The sequence below is a fragment of the Furfurilactobacillus sp. W61-4 genome (genome assembly GCF_057545565.1).
Window position 1 is genome coordinate 1 of the sequence record NZ_BAAJNZ010000009.1, and the last position, 20,691, is coordinate 20,691.

The following is a 20,691-nucleotide window of genomic DNA, read 5'->3' on the forward strand; positions in this document are numbered from 1 at the left end:
TATTGCTTCGAACCGAAGTTCAAAGACCCTACACATTTGATTCGTCGAAACGTTGTTCAGTTTTCAAAGATCTACTTCGTTGCCACAAGACAACTTTTATAATATATCACTTAGCGATTATCTCGTCAAGCTTTTTTATTATCAAGAATCGTGTGAACCGCTGTCGCAGTAGCTCAAGCACTCCCTGACAACATATGTTATCTTAGCAAAACGCCCCACCCCGGTCAAGCACAATTCGCAAAATCATTTCACGGCTTGCTACAGTCAAAGTGACGATTCCGGAGAAAAATAACCCTCATTTCAAAATCGTTCGTTATTTTCAGTGCTGTTTCGATGTTCCTTCGGTATCTCGCTGACAAATCGACCACCATGCAATGCTTGTTTCCTAAAACTCCGAACAAAAAAAGATCCTGCGTCGGCAGAATCTTTTTTTGTTCACTTCGATTTTGTTAATTCCGGCGCATCTGTTTGGTAGTCGCTTAGCGTAGACTTACCGCCATTTTTCGCCTGAACACTGGTTGGATCTTCCTTCTGCTCTTGCTTCAAACGTTTCTTCGTGGCGTTCACCGAATAATCATAATCAGACTTATCTACTTTCTTAAAACCAACAGGGGTGTAGAAACGCAACAGATCTCTAGTCATCACTTTATCCGATAAACCAAGAACTGTATTGACATGATTTTGATCGGCGGCCACTTGCTCCTTTTGGGTCGCAGTCAACTTCAGCAGCTTACCGGTTGCTGTGTCATACACCTGACTACCCACCTTAGTATACTGTGGCGTCACAAAATTGCCGTCCCTAAATGGCACAATTTGGTTTCGCTGAGTAGATAGCAGATCCTGCCCTAGCATAATGTAATTGCCGGTCGTTTTAATCCCCAATAGATCCATCATCGTTGGTAGCGCATCAATTTCGCCGCCATACGTGTGATTAACACCGCCTTGTACACCTGGTGCGTGAATCATGAAGGGAACCTTTTGAAACATTGCCAAATCATAGTTATTCACTGACTTTTTACCCAACAACTTGGCAATCGCCGGACGATGATTATTCGAAATACCGTAGTGATCGCCATAGACGACAATCATTGAATTATCGTATAACCCGGCTTTCTTGAGATAATTGATAAACTCGCCAAAAGCCTGATCCAGATAATGAGCAGTTACAACATAGCCATCCACAGTATTATCGCCGGTATCTGTCTTCGGAAAATCAGCATCTTTCTTACCTAATAAATACGGATAGTGATTTGTAACAGTAATCACCTTCGCGTAAAACGGCTGTGGTAGTTGCTGAATATAGTTAACTGAATCACGCAAGAAAATTTTGTCTTTCAAACCATAACCAACGTTATTGCTTGGCTTATTGGCATTGGGGAAGAATGACTTGCTAAAGAAGTCTTGATAGCCCCATGACTTATAGGTATTGCCACGATTCCAAAAACTAGGAACATCCCCGTGCATGGCCGCTGTCGTATAGCCATGTTGCGCTAAAATCGCCGGCGCCGCCTGGAAAGTGTTTGACGTGCCATAATTGATCATTGCGGAGCCAGTTGGCAACCCATACAGCGAATTTTCCATCATCATTTCTGCGTCAGAGGTTTTTCCTTGTGCCACTTGATGGAAGAAGTTGTCGAAAGATAAAGTATTTTGATCATGGTAAAACGCATTGATATTAGGTGTTACTTCCTGCCCTTTCCACTTGTAGTCAATCAGGAACTGCTGGAAGCTTTCTAGATGAAAGACAAAAACATTTTTCCCCTGCTCTTTACCAAAGTATTGAAAGTTTTCACCTGCAGGATTTTCTTTAAGATACTGTTGGACAGCTTTCAAATCAGATTTAGACGCCCGTTCGCGGCTAGTTGCTTGCTGTTGCGTCTGATAGGCATTAAACGCAGCATACTCATTCAAGCCCAGATATTTAACAATGTAGTTATTATCAAATGTTCGCGTCAATAAACCCGACCGATCTCTAACTGATAGACCGTAATCGACCATCATGAAGGCCAAAGAAAAAACTGTCATAGTCACAGCAAAACGCTTTTTCAACGGTCGTCGATCAACCTTAATCAATTTGGTTAACAGCAAGACGATCAAAATCACGATGTGTAAGTAAACCAGTAGGTCAGTTGCGTGTAAAATGCCGGCCAGTGATTTGCCCAAGTTATTGTCAACAGATCCGGAACCCTTCACAATGCCAATCGACAAAAAATCAGAGAATTCTCGATAATACAAGATATTGGCGAATAACCAAGTCGTTTGAATTAAGTCAACAATGACCATCAACCAATAGGCAAGCCGACCACGGAAGTAAAGCGCAATCCCAAAAAGCAACAAAGCTGTCGGCAAGGGATTAATAAACATGATGAACTGCTGAATCGGTGTCTCAGCTCCAAGTGTAAACTTCGTACGGTACGCTAAGTAAGTTGTCAGCCAATATGTAACGGTAATCAAAATAAAAAAGCCTAAAGTTGTATTCAATTTGGCATACAACCGATTGAAGAATTTCGCCATCTGTTTATCCTCCACGACTTAGACGCCATTGTTGACGGCTAAGACCGTTATATTTATTCATATAAACTCAATAAGTCAATATTATAAACAAGCCCCGCCCAATTTCAAATATTGGCGGGGTTCTTCATAAATTCTTATCTGTCCAAAAATCAGAAAACAGCTTTAAATTCGGTTAACGCATCGTAAATGGCCACTGCCACCATATCCAAATTATCATACGTAAATGGTGGCTTGGTTCGCGCATCCTGCAACATCCAAATACCAGTATCGCGATTGTAGGTCACTTTGCACACGACCACGCCAAATTGCTCAAAATAGCGAGTCTGCATCGCTTGCCGACGATCAAATTGCACCGCACGAAGCCGGGTAATGATGTCTGCCAACACACTGTTAGTTTCTTCACTCATTGCTTTTCCTCAACTCAACTTAGTCCTTCACATCTTCAGTTACTTTATCTGGTTTGATCGCCATCGCCCACATACCGGCAAACATCCCTAAGTAGTAAGTGATAACCCGCCACAGGATCATCGCGAGCACTAATTTGGAACGGCTGGTAATGTAGCTAGCGAATAAAGCTTCAAAACTAAACTCGGCCCCACCGGCACCTCCAGGAATGGGAAATAACGAAATCACCATGACAATCAGCACATGTAGGGCTGTAACCATTAAAATATTGACGTGGGAGTAACCCAACGACAACATAATGAAGTATGGAATCAGATAGTATACGCTTAACTGTGCCAGCGTCAATAGCGCCACGTGTACCATCAACCGCCATTGTGACTTAATTCGTACACTCTCATGATAAAACGAGTCAATCTTTTGATCCAAGGTCACTTGCCACGTCGCAAACCGCTCGGGTTTCACAAACCAACGTAAGGGACGCATCAGCAGATTAACCAACCGTTTGGTAAATGAGTGCCAAAACATAATCATTAATAGTCCCAAAATGACCACCAAATGAATTAGAAAACCAAACACCACGAACAGGGCCAAGTAATGGAGCTTTTCAGCTAAATATTGAAAACCAATAGCTAGCGCAATCAGAAAGTTAATAACGATCATTGCTTGGTAAACGACGAATTTCATCAATAACACAGAGCTCGCTCGACCACCATCAACTCCGGTTTGAATCATTGCAATCAGTTGCGCCGGCTGGCCCCCACTGGAGAAAGGCGTAATCCCATTAAAGAGCTGTTCGATAAGGGGTATTCGCAACGCATCTTTAAAGCTAAATCCTTTGATGCGATCTTTGACAAAGACCTGTACAATTCGCGACTCGATCAATAGATAGCCAATCATACAGACAACAGCTAAGATCAGCCACCAACCATTAATATGCACTAAGTCATGCATCAATTGTGCAAGGGCAACATTGCGTAAGGAATAAGCAAAGATGCCAAGACCAATGATCACCATGATCACCAGCACGATTTGATTTCGGCGGGACATAAGTTATCCTTTCTACAATAAGCGACACCATCGTCCCAAACAGTCATTAAGACCTAACTAACATTGATCAACTGTGTTGACCGGCTTGGGCAAGATAAAATTGACGCCAAATATGAGCCAAATGCTCTGGTGAATACTGATTGGCCGCTAACAAGGCTTGGCTATGCAAATACTGCAAGCCAGCTTGATTGGACCGAAGACCATTAATCTTATGCTGCATCTCTGCTTCATTTGCCGCACTCTCATAATAACCATCGATAATGGCGCGGTATAAGTCTAGATCCCTCAGTAGCACTGGTGTTCCACAGCTAAAGGCCTCTAGAACTGACATTGGGAACAATTCATTATACGAGGGCAGCAAGAACAAGTCAGCCATATTATAGTAGTCAATCAGTTTGTCACGGGAAACGATTCCCGGAAAGCTCAGATTAGCGGGGGGCTGGTCTACATCTTGCTTCAGTTCGGCATAGCCATCTGTAATCCGACCGAATGAAAAGCCCCCAGCCCAGATGAACTGCAAATCCGGGTTATCTTTAGCCAGTTTAATAAAATCTCGAACTCCTTTACGCTCTTGAATCTGGCCAATCCCGAGAATCGTAAATTTCTTTGGCTCGATGTGATATTGCGCCCGAGTAGCCGCTTTTTCGCTGGCCGTATATTCATGAAACTCAGCTGGAGAAACAAAATTGGGAATATAAGTGATTTTGCCTCGTGGAATACCATATGCTTCTAGCTTAGGGATAAACGTTGGATTCACGACAACGAGATGATCCATCCGTTTATAAAAACCGATCAAATAGTGATAAAAAATCGGCTTGGCAATTGGTGGTAACTTCAAGCTACCTTCTAAGGTTTCTGGTAAAAAGTGAACATAGCCAATCTTGACCCCCCGACCGGGCAAAAACGTAGACAAGTAATACGAAAAATTGACCGTATGATAATGCGATATATCAGCGCGCGACCACTGATTGATGCGCACGTCAAAGTCGTCGCTCAGCCGATCCTTTAATAGCTGAGTAAGCTCTAGATAAGCACTGCCAACTCCTTGGCCAGGAACCGAAGTCGCAGCAGAAAACATATTAATTCGAAGCATTGCACGCTCTCTTTCATTCAAGTCACAAGGTATCGATGTCGGAACGAAAAAACACGCCTCACCAATGACTGACTGGTTGTCAGCCCGGTACGCGTGTTTGAAACGATTAATCGCTCAATTTGGCTGATTTCTCGCTGTCTTCTTGATAAATTAGCTGAGCATCTGCGTAAAACTGTAAAATGCGTTTGCCAAATGCGTCGGCCGAAATCTCATAAAGCAGTCGTTGCCGCACAGTCTGGTCACGTAAATCAATTGCCCCGCAGAGATAGGCATCCACATCAGCCACCAATTCACTCTGCTGTTTAAATGCTTTCCCCACCGTGGGCGAAGTCAGCAATTCATCCGTGTATGGGCTACTCATCACCACAATGGGCAATCCGGCAGCGATAGCTTCAATATAAGTGAGCCCTTGCGATTCAGAATCACTGGCGGATACAAACACATCAGCCATATGATAATACTCAGAGACCCGATCATTACTGATTTCACCAGTGAAGGTTATGTGATCATTTAAGCCCATCTGCGCGACTTGAGACTGTAAATCTTCACGTGCTGGACCATCACCGACGATCACCAGTTGAGCGGTTGGCTGTTGGCTTAAGATGTCCGGCATTGCCATAATAATTTCATGAATATTCTTTTCAAAAGCTAGCCGCGATAGTGACAACAGCACCGGTGTGTCCGTTGAAAAGTGTAATTCTTGTCGCAGCCGCGAATCAACCGGCGTTTGCTCATATTGGCTCAAATTCACACCTGTCGGGATCACCCGGATGGGAATTTTAACGCCATAACCTCTCAGTGTTGTTAACACTCGATCTGACGGCGCAACGACGCCTTCGACACCGTGTAAGTATGCTCGTGACATTGATTTCACCTGGCGAGGGTGTAGCAGCTTCCCGTTGGCAACATAATGTAAGTAATCTTCATACATCGTGTGATACGTGTGCAATACAGGAATTTTTAGCGTATGGGCGATAAATTTCCCCATTAAGCCCATCGAGAACTCGGTTTGTGTATGAATCAAGTCTAGGTTTAAGTCTCGCGCAATTTGCAAGGCACGAAAGACGCCAGCCACCGCAATCCGCCGATCAGTAAATGAAACAAATGGTACTGATGGAAACCGGAAAATATTCCGTTCATAAACATCCTTATCAACTTTAGGATCCGTTGACGTGAAGATATAAACTGAATGACCATTTTGTTCCAATTGATCACGCAACGTTTTAATCGAAGTGGCCACACCACTTACCTGCGGAAAATATGTATCGGTAAAAATCCCAATATTCACGCTGGCGTCCCCCTTCTCGTCTAAATACACAAATTAGCTATAATGCTCATCAAAATTAACAAGCACCATTATACGGATTGACCACTAAGATAGCAAATAAGTCAGTGAAACCATTAGACTCATTTTAACCCATTCACCATAAGGACGCCAATCAATGCCAACGCAATGAGAGAAATTTAAACTTTTACACATGCTGTTTAAGCTCATCCATCCTGACCCGGCTGCTAATCTGCCGTTATTTTTAACTTCAACTAATCGGACTCAAAAAGACCACTGGCACATCAGCTTACGTCGCTGTGCCAGTGGTCTTTTTTGGATCGAGCAGAATCAGCCAATTGCTTTGATCAGATTTTTAAATGCCAACTTAATTCAACTGTGACATGTAATCTTTCACTAAAGCAGCGACTTCTTCATTTGTCTCAGCATCGAGTGCTTTTTCAACTAGCTGAGCAGTTGAATCCGTGTCAAGCCGTTTCATTAGCGAACGCGTCTGTAACATGGAACTCGCACTCATAGAGAATTCATCTAGGCCCATCCCCATCAACAATGGAACCGCAACTTGGTCACCGGCCATTTCGCCACACATCCCGGCCCACTTGCCTTCAGCATGTGCTGTGTCAATAACTCGCTTGATTAGCCGCAGCAAAGAGGGATTATAAGGCTGATAAAGATAAGATACGCGTTCATTACCCCGATCGGCTGCAAATGAATACTGAATCAAGTCGTTGGTGCCGATACTGAAGAAGTCAGCGTATTTGGCTAACTTATCAGCGATCAGAACAGCAGCAGGAACTTCCATCATCATTCCGACATCGATATGATCCGCCACTTTAACGCCATCATTGATTAATTTCTGGCGTTCTTCATCGTAGATAGCTCGGGCACGTTTAAATTCATCAACCGTACCGATCATCGGGAACATGATGGCGATATTACCGAAAGCAGAAGCGCGAATTAAAGCGCGCAGTTGCGGTCGGAACAAGTCGGGTTGTGCCAAACTAATCCGAATCGCCCGATAACCCAAGAATGGATTCATTTCTTCAGGTAATGGCAAGTAATCAAGATGCTTGTCACCTCCGATGTCCATGGTTCGCACAACAACCTGTTTGCCATGCATATCTTCGACTGCTTTTTTATAAGCTTGGAATTGAGTTTCTTCATCTGGCAGTTCAGAACTGTCCATATACAAGAACTCTGAACGGAACAAACCGACTGCTTCCCCGCCGTCATCGTTAACAGCGGCAACATCGTCAGGTGTGCCAATGTTTGCCGCAATCGTAAAGGTCTTGCCATCCTTAGAGACAGATGGTTCATCTTTTAGCTTATCCCATTCAGCTTTTTGCTTGGTGAAGTCGTCGCCTTTTTTCGTGTAGACTTCAACATCATCCGCAGTTGGCGAAACGATTCCAACACCATCTAAGCCGTCAACGATAACTTGATCGCCTTGCTTAATCGTGGTCGTCGCTGTCTCTGTTCCAACGACTGCCGGGATTTCCAACGTTCGGCTCATGATTGCTGAATGTGATGTTCGTCCACCTAAGTCCGTGATGAAACCCTTGACGTACTTGCGATTCAACTGAGCTGTGTCACTCGGTGTCAAATCATGAGCGACAATAATCACCTCTGAATCAATCAAAGCAGGATTAGGTAAGTTTTTCCCCAGTAAATGACTCATCACCCGCTTGGTCACATCGCGAACATCAGCTGCGCGTTCTTGCATATAGGTGTTATCAGTCATGCCTTCAAAAATTGTGATGAAGCTGTCGGTAACCTCTTTCAAGGCTTCTTCGGCGTTCACTTTATCACTATCAATCTTACCTTCAATTTGGCCGATCATTTCTGGATCTTCTAGAATCGTAATATGCGCTTCAAAGACTTCCGCCTCATCAGCACCAAGGTTCTTTTCAGCCACTGTTTTGATTTGCTGAAGTTCGGCGATTGCAGCGTCCAAGGCTTCATGCAACCGCTTCTTTTCGGCATCAGCGTCAGTAATGTTACGCTTTTCAAAAGTTAGGTCTGGATCAACCAACATATAAGCCGCCGCAATAGCAACCCCATTGCTGGCGGCGATCCCGCTAAGTTTCTGAGTCATTAGTCAGATAAGCCTTCTTTTGTCATAGTGTCCGTGATTGCACTGATGGCATCCTTTTCATCGGCACCATCAGCAGAAATTGTTACGTCGGCATCTTTACCGACACCTAAGGACATCACACCCATGATGGATTTTAAGTTAACGGACTTGCCATCGTAGGCCAAGTTGATCTCTGAAGAGAACTTCGATGCCGTTTGAACTAGTAAAGTTGCTGGACGTGCGTGTAAACCTGTGTCAGCAATAATGTGAAAGTCTTTAGATTCCATAATCTTATCTCCTTGTGAAGCTCAAATTTGTAAGGGATTACTTTGCCGTGAAAACAGCGATTGGTCAATCACCTTCTGTATCATAGTAGCATATGTTTTTTGCAAATGACAACATTCCCAAACCAATTCGGCCCAGTAAAGTAAGCGTTCTCAGATTGGTCTGGTCCAATCAGTCGATGGACCACTACGGCCACGTTGTTTTACCTAAATTTTGGCCTAATTTAATTGGGACAATTCCTGATCAAATGATTATCCAAATTTAAAACAAGTTGTGCATGTAAATCTAGTTGTCTACCTTATTCGAAACACACCAAGCTGGCGACATCGTCAATCCGCAATGTAACGGTACGTAATGGTCCCGCCACGACTGGCCTGTCCAACAATACGCTGACGAAATTCATAATTCATTAACGCCTGTTGAAAATTCATGAACTGATCTGGGGTAACCGTCAGTTCTTGACGGTCGCCACTGCGTAATTCTTCTAATAAAGCTGGATAATCTTCCATCATCTTTATGCACCCTTCTCGTGTTTAGCTCGTCTATTAATGATCATAACTGCAAGCAATTCGCCAAGGCAAATTAGTACCCCAATTAGCAAACTGATGTGCCACCCCATCTGCAATCCAGGGGTACGATACGTCAGTTTAATCCGTTGGCGACCAGGATGTAATAGCTTAAGGGCGACAAAGGCCCGATCAGACTTAATCACTTTCGCTGGTTTACCATTAACAGTCGCCGACCACCCAGAACTATAAGGAATTGACGATGCTAAAATCCCTTTTTTCGCCGTGGTGACAACGCCAGTAACCTGGTTGTGGCCTAGCCGCAATTGTCGCAATCCATTTTGCTGTAACTTTTGAACCTGCCGATCATAGGTTTTGTTCATCGGTAAACCAACCAATTGTAATTTAAAGGAATACTGACCGACCTGACCTAACTGCATGGTTAAACCATTGGGCACCTTACTAGCCCACCCCAAATTTAAAATGCCATTAGTGGTTCGTTCATATTCGCTTAAGTTAGTTTCTGGTATCTGACTAATCGAATTGGTAATGTCGCCATTCGTTAGTGTAATCCGCCAAGCTTGGTTGGGTGAACCGTTGCTAACATCACGTTTGAAGGCATCCCACGCCCCATGAGTCGATGTTTGGTTACTGGTTGAAGAAAGCTGCCCGTTGATGCCGGGCGAATTAGTTTGATCGATCTGAATTCGGTCGCCTAAGGATGGTTCGCCATAATGAACATCGGTGATCAGCGCGCGCAATTCCATCCCCGCATAATCAGACGCATGGGGAATATAGATAGTGTAAGTGGCAGTCTTATCCGTATTTGCGATTCCGCTAGTGGTGACGCGTTGCTGGTTTTGATCATAAATCTGATAAGGAATATCAACGACTTGTTGAGTTAGTTGATCATCCGTCAGTTTAGTCGTCTTTAAGCCGTCAGTATTGCTAACTGCCGCGACATTAGCTAAATTGGCTTCCTTTTCGTTAGCATCCAATCGTTGATAGGTCTTTGTATCAATCACCCGCGGCTGAAAGTACATCAGCGGAAAATTGTCTTGCGTTTGATAAACAGACACGTTGCCGTTCACACCGTAAAAAGCTTGATTAAGGCTAGGTGTCTCGCCATAAGCCGGTAGATAATTGACCGGCAAATTCGTATCGTCTGGTAGTGGTGAATTTGCATATAGGGTACGAACACCTAAGAAATTCAAAATTCGCGTGCGATCATCAAATTGTTGAATCGGTAGGTTTAACTGCCGCTGATTGTTCAATAAGTCGCGACTAAACTGGGTGGCCGCCCCGTTTTGAATGGAATAAAACGAACTGGTATTGGCCTGACTAGTCAAAAAATTATTGGCCGTCATCCCACCAGCAGTCAGCTTAAAGTTACTCACATTGCTAACCCGACTAAAAGTTGGCTGCGATAGTTGTTTCGCCGCAGAATGCGTAGTTTCTAGTAACGTTGGTTGATTCGTGAGTGCTGCTGGTGCGCTCCCATACGGGGCCTTAACTAATGCTGCGGCTTGACCTTGGGGCAAAAATTGATGAATGTCATAGGCGGCGTTTTCAAAATTGAAGGCCACAAAAATATTTAGCATCACCAAACTACCAAGAACCCGGGGTTGCAAGAGCGCTGGTCGAATCGTGCCCATAACAAAAATGGCAGCATAAACGATTAAGAAAGCCATTTGTGGCAAGATTGTGGCAGCCTGATCTTGCATAATCAGCGTGGCGACGACAATGCCACCTAAAACAAGCCCGGACCATTTAAAAATGGGCAGCCAGTCCGGCAATGTCATCTGATCAACCGATTGTAAAAATTTGGCAGTCATCAGGGCAACCGGCAAACTGACTAAGAAGAGCCACCGGTTCGATGGTGAGGTTAGTCCGTTTAGAGTGGCGGCAAAACCTGGCCACAGGCTCAATAGCCCGGTCAAGACAAAGATACGACTCATCAACTTAAACTGACGGTGTCGAATTAATGTCCAAATAACGACCAATAAGAGGACATTGACCGACAAAGTATTGAGCCAAAATGGATCGACATTAACATTACCTAGTAAAGCAGTCGGCAAGCTTAAATAATACTGTAGTGAGTACCAGTGCATGCCACTGGCAAAAGGAACATCAAAACGTGGTGAGCTTTGTAACGCCTTGATTTCCGGTAACGTGATCCAGGCTGTCATTGCTAACCCTGAAAGCCCGCTGATCACTAGTCGCCCAAAGTTAAGCCAACGTATGCGACTGAACGGCGCGGGCAATTGGCTCCATCGCAAGATCAAATAAACGATGCCACCCACGGCTAACATGAAAGCCAGATAAAAATTAGCCACCACGGCAAAGTAGACGACTAAACCAAAGCCCCACGCAGTTCGCCCCTGTAGGACTGCTTCAATGCTCGTTACCAATAATGGCAATAAAATCAACGCATTAATAAAAAATGGTTGAAACAAACTCGCGTAAATGGCAAACCCACTACTCAGATAAACCATGGCGCCTAGCCAAATCGCCCATCGTTTCAACTCAAAATGACTGGCAAAGTATGTAAAGCTTAAACCGGCAAAAAAAACGCGAACCAAACCAATCACTTGAAATCCTAACAACAAGTGGGCTTTATTAAACAATAAAATTAAATAGGCAAATGGATCGCCAATTATATAGTAAGAAAAAGTCTGAAATACATCAGCACCCAAGCCGATATGCCACGACCACTGAGTTGGACCGGCACTTAAATGCTGCCACCAATTGAGTAATATCTCTCGATAACTGATCATAATCGGCACATGTTGATGCAGGACATCGTGCGTTGAGATAAGTGAGTAGCCGAATGCTAAATTAACCCCATACGTTAAACCACAAAATAGGATAAAACAGCCAATATAACCTAGATATAACTTAGCCCGCGATTTTTTTGCAAAGGTAAAAACCATGTTAGACGAACTCCTTTGATGGTCGATCATGACATAAAATAATTCAACCCAAAGTAACCTCATTCACGATCGGCTTTAGGCACGAATTAAATTATTTCACAAACCTGTGACTAAGACAATCGTCGTTAGTTCTCAACTTGACTTAAGTCTCCTCCGGATGGCATCCAGAATCATATCGGGAAAGTGCTTCACCCTACCACTCACTAGTTCGATAATTAGACTAGTTTTGCCACACTTAAAAATAGTCTATACTGGTTAACTATATAAGTGTGCTTTATTCACAAGTGGGGGTCTATTTTGCAAAGCTATCAATTTAACCGTCGGGCTAACGCCGCGACAAAAAGCGTCGTTCAACCAGGGCTAACACTATTGCTAGCAACAATGTTAATGCTAGCGAATTGGATCATCTTCGGTAGTAATGGTCGATTTCTTGATCCAGCAGTTAATCAGCTCACCTTTCACTGGTTAGCAGCCATAAATTTACGATCGGTGACATTAATCGGTCTGCCACTCTTATTTATCAGCATTGGCTATTTTTATAGTCACAACCGACCCCGACTAATTATCGTGCAGCTTTGGTTATTAACTTTGCTAACTGGGGTCTTGCTCCTCTTTGCTTATTTTCGAACAACTAACTCCGGATCAGCCAATTTAATCTATGATATTTGTTTACCGATTTTACGTCACGTGTATCCGGGACTAATTGGCGTGATGACCGCGCTGGCGTCACAGACGTGGCTACTTCGCGTATTTAAAACAGCTAAACGAACTTCTTTAATGGCTACTTTTTGGCTAATTATCATCTTACCCAGTTTGTTCAATCAAGATTTGTTCGGTTTTAGCAATATCAATAGTTTTGCAGCCGGTTTACTACTAACGACAGTCGGTCTCTTTTTGCGTGAAACCAAGCTACCTTCGATCAAACAAAGTGCTTTGGTATTAACCATTTCGCTCATCAGTGAAATGGCCTTAAATGTGGCTATGGGCAGTATCTCTTTACTCGTTCATCAAGATTTTTCAACCGCCCAACGGTTTTTAACTGCCACAAGTCCGTTGATCATTCTAGCGACGCTGACGACATTCACCTGTGCAATCCAACTTTCAGCTCAGTTTGCAACTCGCTTTAGTCACCCTATCACGATATCTCCGTTGATCAGCCTGACGCTGGGTTTGATCAGTTATGAACTGACCACGCGGCCAGTGGTGACTGAGCGTTTCGAACAATTAATCTTTAGGCTGTTACCAACCTTTTCACGCCACGATCTTCTCTGGTCCGGGCGTTTGATCATCCTACTATTACTGGCCGTTGCCGTAATCAGCTGGTTCGAAGTTGGCATTTTAATGCTCATTGAGCGATCCCGTTACTTTCATCAATTAATGACGCTCAGCCGAAATGCCCTTTTGGAAATCACAAAGCACCCTTATCAATTGGCTAAACGACATTGGCAGCCCATCGTTGTCTTTGCTTCACTATATTTCTGTAGTTATTTCAGCATCGTCATCATGAACCCTAACTGGATCGTGACCACCTGGATTGTTCCGGATCAAGCCCCCGCCTGGCCGGCCATCTTTTTCCTACGCCAATCACTAATTTGGCTTAACTTACTTTTTATTTACACAACCTACTCGATCCTTCGAGCCCTATTTAATCAATACTGGACCGCATTAATATTGACGATTGCGGCAATGGGGCTGGTGATCACGGCGACACTAATTAAAATCAAGCTGCGTGCTGAACCAATTTTACCCTCAGAAGTCCTAATGGTCAGCGGATATAAAGATATTCTGACCATGGTCGATCAGAAAATTATAATTAACGCAGCGATCGCCCTGATCGCACTTATTGGCCTTATTTGGTGGTTAACCGGCCACGTGCAGACCCAAACACTGTCCACTTCGTCACGGATCAGTCGATTAGTATTGGGGGTAATGATCCTAATAAGTCCCATTCAGTTCAATCACGTCGCTAGCATTCCTGGTCAATTTGTCAAAACCATGGGCGATGATCCATCGTTTTATTCACAAACCATTGGCGCCCAGATCAACGGCCCGGTGATCCAATTTTTAAATAATATTGACGTCAAAATTATGGCTAAACCGGCTGACTATTCTAAGCAAGCCATGTCGCGCCTCGTCCATCGCTATCAACAACAAGCCCGGCAGATAAATCGCACACGAACGACCGATATCAGCAACCAAACCGTTATTTTCAATTTGAGCGAAAGCTTTTCCGATCCTCGACGGGTACCACAGCTCAAAGTCAATCATAATCCGCTTCCGTTTATTTCCTCAATTAAGCGCGACACCACTGCTGGCTTGATGATGAGCTCCGGATATGGTGGTGGAACCGCCAATATGGAATATCAAACGCTCACGGGCCTCTCCATTACCAATTTTTCGCCAACGCTGCCAACGCCGTACACGCAACTCGTCCCAAACGCAGCCTACACCCCAGCATTTAATAATCTCTTCCCTTATTCCGTGGGCATCCACCCTTACACGGGTAATTTATATGATCGCATCACCGTTTATAAAAAGTTTGGGTTTAACCAATTTGACTATTTAGGCAGTTCCTCACCCATCACCAATCAACATCATGTGGGCACAAATCCCTATCTGTCCGATCAAACCGCTTATCAAAATACCCTTCGACAATTGAAACACCATGCCAACGGTCAGTTCATTAATCTAGTGACGATGCAAAATCACATGCCCTTTGATAACTATTACGCGCACAATCAGTTCAAAGTGACGGGTCAGGCTTTCGCCAGTGAAACAAGCCAACGATCCATTGAAAACTATGCCAAGGGGATCTCAATTAGCGATCAACAAGTCAAAAAGTTCATTGAACAGCTTGATCTAATCGATCGACCAATCACTTTAGTTTGGTATGGTGACCATCTGCCTGGCATTTATGATGGTTTATCGATGAAAAAGGATGGTCAAGCGTTGCACGAAACCGACTACTTTGTGTACTCAAATCGCTATGCTCGTGCCCACGGTGCTAAGCAAAAAGTCAATCAGCCGGTGGTTGCGCCCTACTCGTTTCCGGCCTTAGTTTTAAAACAACTAAATGCAAAAGTTTCTCCCTATTACGCGTTACAGACAGAACTTTTAGAACAGTTGCCGGCAATGTCAACCAGTTCAAAGGAAGGATCTGTCAACAACTTCAATGCCGCCACTGAATACACTAATTCAACCGGCCATCCGATCAGTGAACACCAATTATCTGCTAACCAGCAGCAGTTACTTCACGACTACCAACTGGTCCAATATGACATCACGGCTGGTCATCACTACATTGAGTCACAACACTTCATGAAATAAATAATCTGTGAATTCGGACTTGTGACATAAGTATATGTAAGACGAACGGTGCCCCCCGATGACGTGCGCCAAAGGCCTGCCAATTCCGTTCAACATAAATAGTGCCGCTTCCCAAAGCTCGGGAAACAGCGCTATTTTCGTTGGTACTCGTTGGCAAAACGGAGTCATGTCGTAGCTCCATTTTTATTTAGCCGCACCGATTGACTAATTAGCACTCTCACAAATAAAGTGCTAAAAAAAGAGGCAATTGACTTGCACACATAAAGTTAGCGTGTATAATACTAGCTAAAGGTCAATGTTGGTCAAACAAAATTTAACTAACGCCTTTTCCATCACGCCTGGCAACTAGCAGGTCGTTTGATGAATACTGATGAAGGAGTGATCACGACATGCTTTGTCAAAACTGCCAGAAGAATGAGGCAACAATCCATTTAGGCGTCAATATGAATGGGCAACAAATGCAAGTAAATTTGTGTCAAGATTGCTATCAACTTCTCCAACAAGCAGGCAATAATTTAATGAATGGTAATAGAAACGGAGGCTCAAACATGGCTCAAGATCCATTTGGCTTTGGTAACTTGGACAATCTCTTTGCGGCAATGCAAAATGGGAACGTCAATGCAAATAACTTCCAGCAGGCCCAGCAAGGCCCAGCAACCCAAGCTGGCCGTGGTGGTAATAATAACGGCGGTAACAACCGCAACAGTAAGCACCCACTGCTCGATCAATATGGGTTAAACCTAACTGATCAAGCCAAGGCGGGGAAAATCGATCCAGTCATCGGTCGTGATGGCGAAATCGATCGTGTTATTGAAATTTTAAACCGTCGGACCAAGAACAATCCCGTTCTAATTGGGGAAGCCGGTGTTGGTAAGACGGCCGTCGTTGAGGGTTTGGCGCAGGCCATCGTTAACGGTAAAGTGCCAGAAAAATTACTTAATAAACAAATTATCCGGTTGGATGTCGTGTCCCTTGTTCAAGGAACAGGGATCCGTGGTCAGTTTGAACAGCGGATGCAACAACTGATGGATGAAGTCTCCAAGAATGATGATATCATCCTCTTTATCGATGAAATCCATGAAGTCGTCGGCGCCGGAAATGCTGAAGGTGGTATGGACGCTGGTAACGTTTTGAAGCCAGCTTTAGCCCGTGGTGAATTCCAGTTGGTTGGCGCAACCACGCAAAAGGAATACCGTGACATTGAAAAAGATGCGGCATTGGCCCGTCGTTTCCAGCCAATCGAAGTTGAAGAACCATCGATTGAAGATACGATTTCCATTCTAAAGGGCATTCAGAAGCGCTACGAAGACTATCACCACGTCCACTACTCTGATGCCGCTATTGAAGCGGCTGCTCGTTTGTCAGCTCGCTACATCCAGGATCGTTTCTTACCGGATAAAGCGATCGATTTGGTCGATGAAGCCGGCTCTAAGAAGAACCTGACGTTACGCAATGTCGACCCAACTTCTTATGAAGATAAGATTCACACTGCTGAAGCGCACAAACAATCTGCTTTGGACAAGGAAGATTACGAGAAAGCAGCTTATTACCGTGACCAAGTCAACCAGCTTGAACGGGCTAAAAAGGACGCCGAAGAGAATCCGCAATCTGATGATGCGGCCACTGTCACAGAAAAAGACATCGAACACATCATCGAAGAAAAGACGGATATCCCTGTTAGTGATCTACAAACGCAAGAAAAGAGTCAGCTGAAGGATCTTGACAAACGTTTGGAAGCTCATGTTATCGGTCAAAATCAGGCTGTTGATAAAGTTGCTCGGGCGATTCGCCGTAACCGAATTGGGTTGAATCAAACTGGTCGGCCAATTGGCTCCTTCCTCTTCGTCGGTCCAACCGGAGTTGGTAAAACAGAAACGGCCAAGCAATTGGCTAAGGAACTATTTGGTTCGAAGGATGCCATGATTCGCTTTGATATGAGTGAATACATGGAACAGTACAGCGTTTCTAAACTAATTGGTTCGGCACCTGGTTATGTGGGTTACGAAGAAGCTGGGCAATTAACTGAACAAGTTCGTCGACACCCTTACTCACTAATTCTGTTGGACGAAATCGAAAAGGCCCACCCGGATGTTATGCACATGTTCTTACAGATCTTAGATGACGGTCGCCTGACTGATTCACAAGGTCGCACGGTTTCCTTCAAGGATACGATCATCATCATGACCTCGAATGCGGGTTCTGGTGATTCCGGTGAAAATAGTGTCGGGTTTGGGGCCGCTCAAGATACTCACGCTAGTCTGATGGCTAAGTTAGGCAATTACTTCAAACCAGAATTCTTGAACCGATTCGACGATATCGTTGAATTTAACTCCTTGAGTAAGGATGATCTTGGTCAAATCGTTGAATTGATGTTGACTGACGTTAACGATCAATTGGATACGCGTAACTTGCACATTCGCGTTACTAAGCCAGTTGAGGCTAAGTTAGTTGACCTTGGCTACAACCCAACCATGGGGGCCCGCCCATTACGTCGTGTCATTCAAGAGCAATTAGAAGACCGGATTGCCGACTTCTTCCTGGATAATCCTGATGCGCACAACTTAGTTGCGGTCATGGATGGTGACCAGATCAAAGTTGAAGCTGATGACCAGGCTCAGCCAGCTTCAGTTGCTCAAAACGCAGAACAAACAAAGTAATCTAATGAACCACTTAAAGTCTCGCCATTTTGTTGGTGGGACTTTTTATTTGGTAAATCCTGCTAGTCTTTGATCCCTTACCAACAATGTCCAGGGCCGACCATCCTGCCGATTTTCTGATTTTTAACTCTTTATATGCTAGCTGTTTGGCTTAATCAATGTAATGGTCAAACAATATTCTGGTATGCACCAGATTCACGGTATAACAGCAAAAAGCGCCCCACATCACATCAAATCAAAAGTATTTTTAGCATGTTTGACTCTTTAGGATTTCACTAAGCGATTTAAATCGTTCTGCCGTTTGACTGTCCTTTGCGCTATACTATGACTAATACTAAGTGCAATGGGGTCTGCAATTATGAGTGACAATTTAGTCGAAGGTGTACCAGTCTGGGTTTATTACACCGATGTTGATTCAGGTAAAACCTTGCTTGAACCAAAAGTACTGCGGGGTAATGTTGGCGAACCCTTTAAAGTTGACGTGCCAGAAATCAATGATTTTAGGTTATTGCATCATACAGGTACGCTTGAAGGTTGGTTCTCTAACCAGCAACAAGAAGCCCGTCTATATTTCCGTGAAGCTAATTGGGCCGAAGTTGAACAGGTCAAAATGTATGCCACTATTCAAGAAGACATGCCTACTTATGATCGTCCTGATGGTGAATTACAAGCTTTAGAAATGCCAGTTGGTTCCGTATGGCGCGTCTTCTCGCGAGTGGCAACCGATAATGGTGAATTTTGGTATAACATGGGGATTAATCAATGGGTCATGTACAAGCCCAATGCCTTTGCGCTTAATTCAAAACCAGTTAGACCTACTTCACATCAAGATAATCTACCGGAGCATCATTGGGACGTTAATCCGATCTCTGCTCGAGGCGAGATTGATTTTGTCGATGGTCAAGCTGTCTCTTACTACGCTGAACCATATGGGCGTCCGAGTGGCACTATTCCCAACCGTAGTGTCGTGGTCATCAATGGTGAAATCAGTGACCCATCAGGCGTAGTCTGGTTCCAACTACAAGGATTAGGGTTTATTAACTCGATGTATGTTAAATTGACTGGACCATTAGATGTTCAGGCGTAAAAATATAACAAATAAATAGGGATCGTCAATCACACTTGTCCGTGTAACTGACGATCCCTATTTATATACGTTCACCAATTGGCGTCGCCTTTTTCTACTGCCGTCCCGTTAAATGTTTTAAATCTTGGACCACTTTATAGGCAAACGGGCGCACCGGGCGCGTGAAAACGCCCGCTGTTTCTAGTGTTTCACCATTAAAGGATTGCTTGAATTTTAGCACCCCATCGGAACCATCGAAGTTACCGGTCACCCCATAAAAGTTATACAGTGGGATTTTAGCGACAACCGCTTGATGAAGCATTTCATCTTGAATCAAATATGGCGCGTAATAGCGTTTAAATTCATCGTTGGTAAAACTAAACATATACGAGACTTCCTGCGGTTGCGTGAAGAACATGGCACCAGCCAAGACAACCATGTCACCGTATTTTTCTCGTTGCTGACTAGCATCTGTAATTCGCTTAACGTGTTGCTTGTCTTGATCATTTAACTCATTCAGTTGTTTCTTAAAATGTTTATTTGTCGGTGACTGTGCAAGCTTTCGCTGAATCGTGGCAATTTGCTGACTTAACTCCTCACGTTTATGCGCTTCTTCTTGCAAATAATCAGCAAAGTTCAACTCAGCAAAAATGAATTGTACCTGATCCCCATAGGCTTTAAACGTCTTTTGATAATAATCCAACGATTTATCTGTAAACCCGCGGCGTTCAGCAGTCGCATCTGCATATTTTTTAAACTCAGGCAAGTCTTCATACGCAAGCCGCCGTAGCTTAACGCCAAACTGGTGGGTCTTTTTGATGGCATATTGGGCGTCCTTCGTGTAGCTAGCAAATAGTGTCGTCTCTGTCAGTTCAGACAGATCCTTGACGAACTCATACCCCAAACTAATCTTGGAATATTCCCCATCAACCACTGGCTTAGATGGTTGATACTCGAACCCAGCCGCCTGCAAATGACGGATCCCAGCATCATCAAATTCCTTGGTTACCTTACCGTCATCATCAAAAGCTCGTGTATGCATATTAGGTAACCACCGCAGCACCAACCCTCGACGCGCTTTCGCATAAGCAATCGTTTCATCAGCCAAGAATTTAACTAAATCGGCGTTTTGCCAATCTAGCAACGGCCCACCAGAAACTTCAAACAAAGTGCCGACATGTAATGGCCGACTATTAAGTAACTCAGTCGCAATTACCTCGCCGTGCTCATCAACAACACCCATTAATTCTGACGTCCAGCCACGCTGTGAAAGAACTTGTTGTTGATACGTTGTTTGCATGTATGAACCAGCCGTATGGTGCTGTTCAAAAGCCGCATATTGTGCTGCTGTCAGTTTCTGAAATTGCATGAAATATAGAACTCCCTTTTGTCTAAAATAACGAGTTTCATTTTGATTATTAAATCAATCGCCGTCGCTCATAAAGATTTCACCGAGAGTGAGCATATCAATAGTGCTGCGGAACAACAACCACAAATCC

Annotated in this window: 13 protein-coding genes; 3 read left to right on the forward strand and 10 right to left on the reverse strand. The window is 44.0% G+C overall.

The window, feature by feature from the left end; all coding sequences use genetic code 11:
- Nucleotides 1–435: 435 nt before the first annotated feature.
- From AC27FN_RS09695 to AC27FN_RS09735, 9 genes are all read right to left on the reverse strand, one after another.
- Nucleotides 436–2,514 (reverse strand): LTA synthase family protein, encoded by a 2,079-nt coding sequence (locus AC27FN_RS09695; RefSeq protein ID WP_487167783.1) that lies wholly within the window; start codon nucleotides 2,512–2,514, stop codon nucleotides 436–438.
- 149 nt (nucleotides 2,515–2,663) lie between these two features.
- Complete coding sequence (locus AC27FN_RS09700) at nucleotides 2,664–2,921, reverse strand: DUF1797 family protein (RefSeq protein ID WP_487167784.1); 258 nt, start codon at nucleotides 2,919–2,921, stop codon at nucleotides 2,664–2,666.
- 19 nt (nucleotides 2,922–2,940) lie between these two features.
- A complete protein-coding gene (locus AC27FN_RS09705) occupies nucleotides 2,941–3,966 on the reverse strand; it encodes a lysylphosphatidylglycerol synthase transmembrane domain-containing protein (protein ID WP_487167785.1) in 1,026 nt (341 codons plus the stop codon).
- A 67-nt stretch (nucleotides 3,967–4,033) separates the two neighbouring features.
- Nucleotides 4,034–5,059 (reverse strand): glycosyltransferase family 4 protein, encoded by a 1,026-nt coding sequence (locus AC27FN_RS09710; RefSeq protein WP_487167786.1) that lies wholly within the window; start codon nucleotides 5,057–5,059, stop codon nucleotides 4,034–4,036.
- A gap of 106 nt (nucleotides 5,060–5,165) precedes the next feature.
- Nucleotides 5,166–6,347 (reverse strand): glycosyltransferase family 4 protein, encoded by a 1,182-nt coding sequence (locus AC27FN_RS09715; RefSeq protein WP_487167787.1) that lies wholly within the window; start codon nucleotides 6,345–6,347, stop codon nucleotides 5,166–5,168.
- 364 nt (nucleotides 6,348–6,711) lie between these two features.
- Nucleotides 6,712–8,439, reverse strand: a complete 1,728-nt coding sequence (ptsP, locus tag AC27FN_RS09720; RefSeq protein WP_487167788.1) for a phosphoenolpyruvate--protein phosphotransferase — start codon at nucleotides 8,437–8,439, stop codon at nucleotides 6,712–6,714.
- Nucleotides 8,439–8,705: a phosphocarrier protein HPr gene (locus AC27FN_RS09725; RefSeq protein ID WP_017261119.1), complete on the reverse strand. Its 267-nt coding sequence runs from the start codon at nucleotides 8,703–8,705 to the stop codon at nucleotides 8,439–8,441. The genes ptsP and AC27FN_RS09725 overlap by 1 nt, the downstream gene beginning before the upstream one ends.
- 327 nt (nucleotides 8,706–9,032) lie before the next feature.
- Nucleotides 9,033–9,215, reverse strand: a complete 183-nt coding sequence (locus AC27FN_RS09730) for a hypothetical protein (RefSeq protein ID WP_487167789.1) — start codon at nucleotides 9,213–9,215, stop codon at nucleotides 9,033–9,035.
- Nucleotides 9,216–9,217: 2 nt separating this feature from the next.
- Nucleotides 9,218–12,142, reverse strand: coding sequence for a YfhO family protein (locus AC27FN_RS09735; protein WP_487167790.1), 2,925 nt, complete (start codon nucleotides 12,140–12,142; stop codon nucleotides 9,218–9,220).
- A 297-nt stretch (nucleotides 12,143–12,439) separates the two neighbouring features.
- Here AC27FN_RS09735 and AC27FN_RS09740 point away from each other — a divergent pair, with 297 nt between their 5' ends.
- The 3 genes from AC27FN_RS09740 to AC27FN_RS09750 all read left to right on the forward strand — a co-directional run bounded on the left by AC27FN_RS09740 (nucleotide 12,440) and on the right by AC27FN_RS09750 (nucleotide 19,213).
- A complete protein-coding gene (locus AC27FN_RS09740) occupies nucleotides 12,440–15,469 on the forward strand; it encodes an LTA synthase family protein (protein WP_487167791.1) in 3,030 nt (1,009 codons plus the stop codon).
- 389 nt (nucleotides 15,470–15,858) lie between these two features.
- Entirely contained in the window at nucleotides 15,859–18,126 is a 2,268-nt protein-coding gene (locus AC27FN_RS09745) for an ATP-dependent Clp protease ATP-binding subunit (protein ID WP_487167792.1), read from the forward strand.
- 358 nt (nucleotides 18,127–18,484) lie between these two features.
- A complete protein-coding gene (locus tag AC27FN_RS09750) occupies nucleotides 18,485–19,213 on the forward strand; it encodes a MucBP domain-containing protein (protein ID WP_487167793.1) in 729 nt (242 codons plus the stop codon).
- 94 nt (nucleotides 19,214–19,307) lie between these two features.
- Here AC27FN_RS09750 and AC27FN_RS09755 read toward each other — a convergent pair whose 3' ends face one another.
- Nucleotides 19,308–20,561 (reverse strand): peptidoglycan bridge formation glycyltransferase FemA/FemB family protein, encoded by a 1,254-nt coding sequence (locus tag AC27FN_RS09755; RefSeq protein WP_487167794.1) that lies wholly within the window; start codon nucleotides 20,559–20,561, stop codon nucleotides 19,308–19,310.
- Between the last annotated feature and the right edge of the window lie 130 nt (nucleotides 20,562–20,691).

What these genes read in the sequence shown, in the direction of transcription:
- ptsP (WP_487167788.1), bottom strand. Translation starts at nt 8,439, where the DNA reads ATGACTCAGAAACTTAGCGGGATCGCCGCCAGCAATGGGGTTGCTATT.
- AC27FN_RS09695 (WP_487167783.1), bottom strand. Translation starts at nt 2,514, where the DNA reads ATGGCGAAATTCTTCAATCGGTTGTATGCCAAATTGAATACAACTTTA.
- AC27FN_RS09745 (WP_487167792.1), top strand. Translation starts at nt 15,859, where the DNA reads ATGCTTTGTCAAAACTGCCAGAAGAATGAGGCAACAATCCATTTAGGC.
- AC27FN_RS09755 (WP_487167794.1), bottom strand. Translation starts at nt 20,561, where the DNA reads ATGCAATTTCAGAAACTGACAGCAGCACAATATGCGGCTTTTGAACAG.
- AC27FN_RS09725 (WP_017261119.1), bottom strand. Translation starts at nt 8,705, where the DNA reads ATGGAATCTAAAGACTTTCACATTATTGCTGACACAGGTTTACACGCA.
- AC27FN_RS09730 (WP_487167789.1), bottom strand. Translation starts at nt 9,215, where the DNA reads ATGATGGAAGATTATCCAGCTTTATTAGAAGAATTACGCAGTGGCGAC.
- AC27FN_RS09710 (WP_487167786.1), bottom strand. Translation starts at nt 5,059, where the DNA reads ATGCTTCGAATTAATATGTTTTCTGCTGCGACTTCGGTTCCTGGCCAA.
- AC27FN_RS09700 (WP_487167784.1), bottom strand. Translation starts at nt 2,921, where the DNA reads ATGAGTGAAGAAACTAACAGTGTGTTGGCAGACATCATTACCCGGCTT.
- AC27FN_RS09735 (WP_487167790.1), bottom strand. Translation starts at nt 12,142, where the DNA reads ATGGTTTTTACCTTTGCAAAAAAATCGCGGGCTAAGTTATATCTAGGT.
- AC27FN_RS09705 (WP_487167785.1), bottom strand. Translation starts at nt 3,966, where the DNA reads ATGTCCCGCCGAAATCAAATCGTGCTGGTGATCATGGTGATCATTGGT.
- AC27FN_RS09750 (WP_487167793.1), top strand. Translation starts at nt 18,485, where the DNA reads ATGAGTGACAATTTAGTCGAAGGTGTACCAGTCTGGGTTTATTACACC.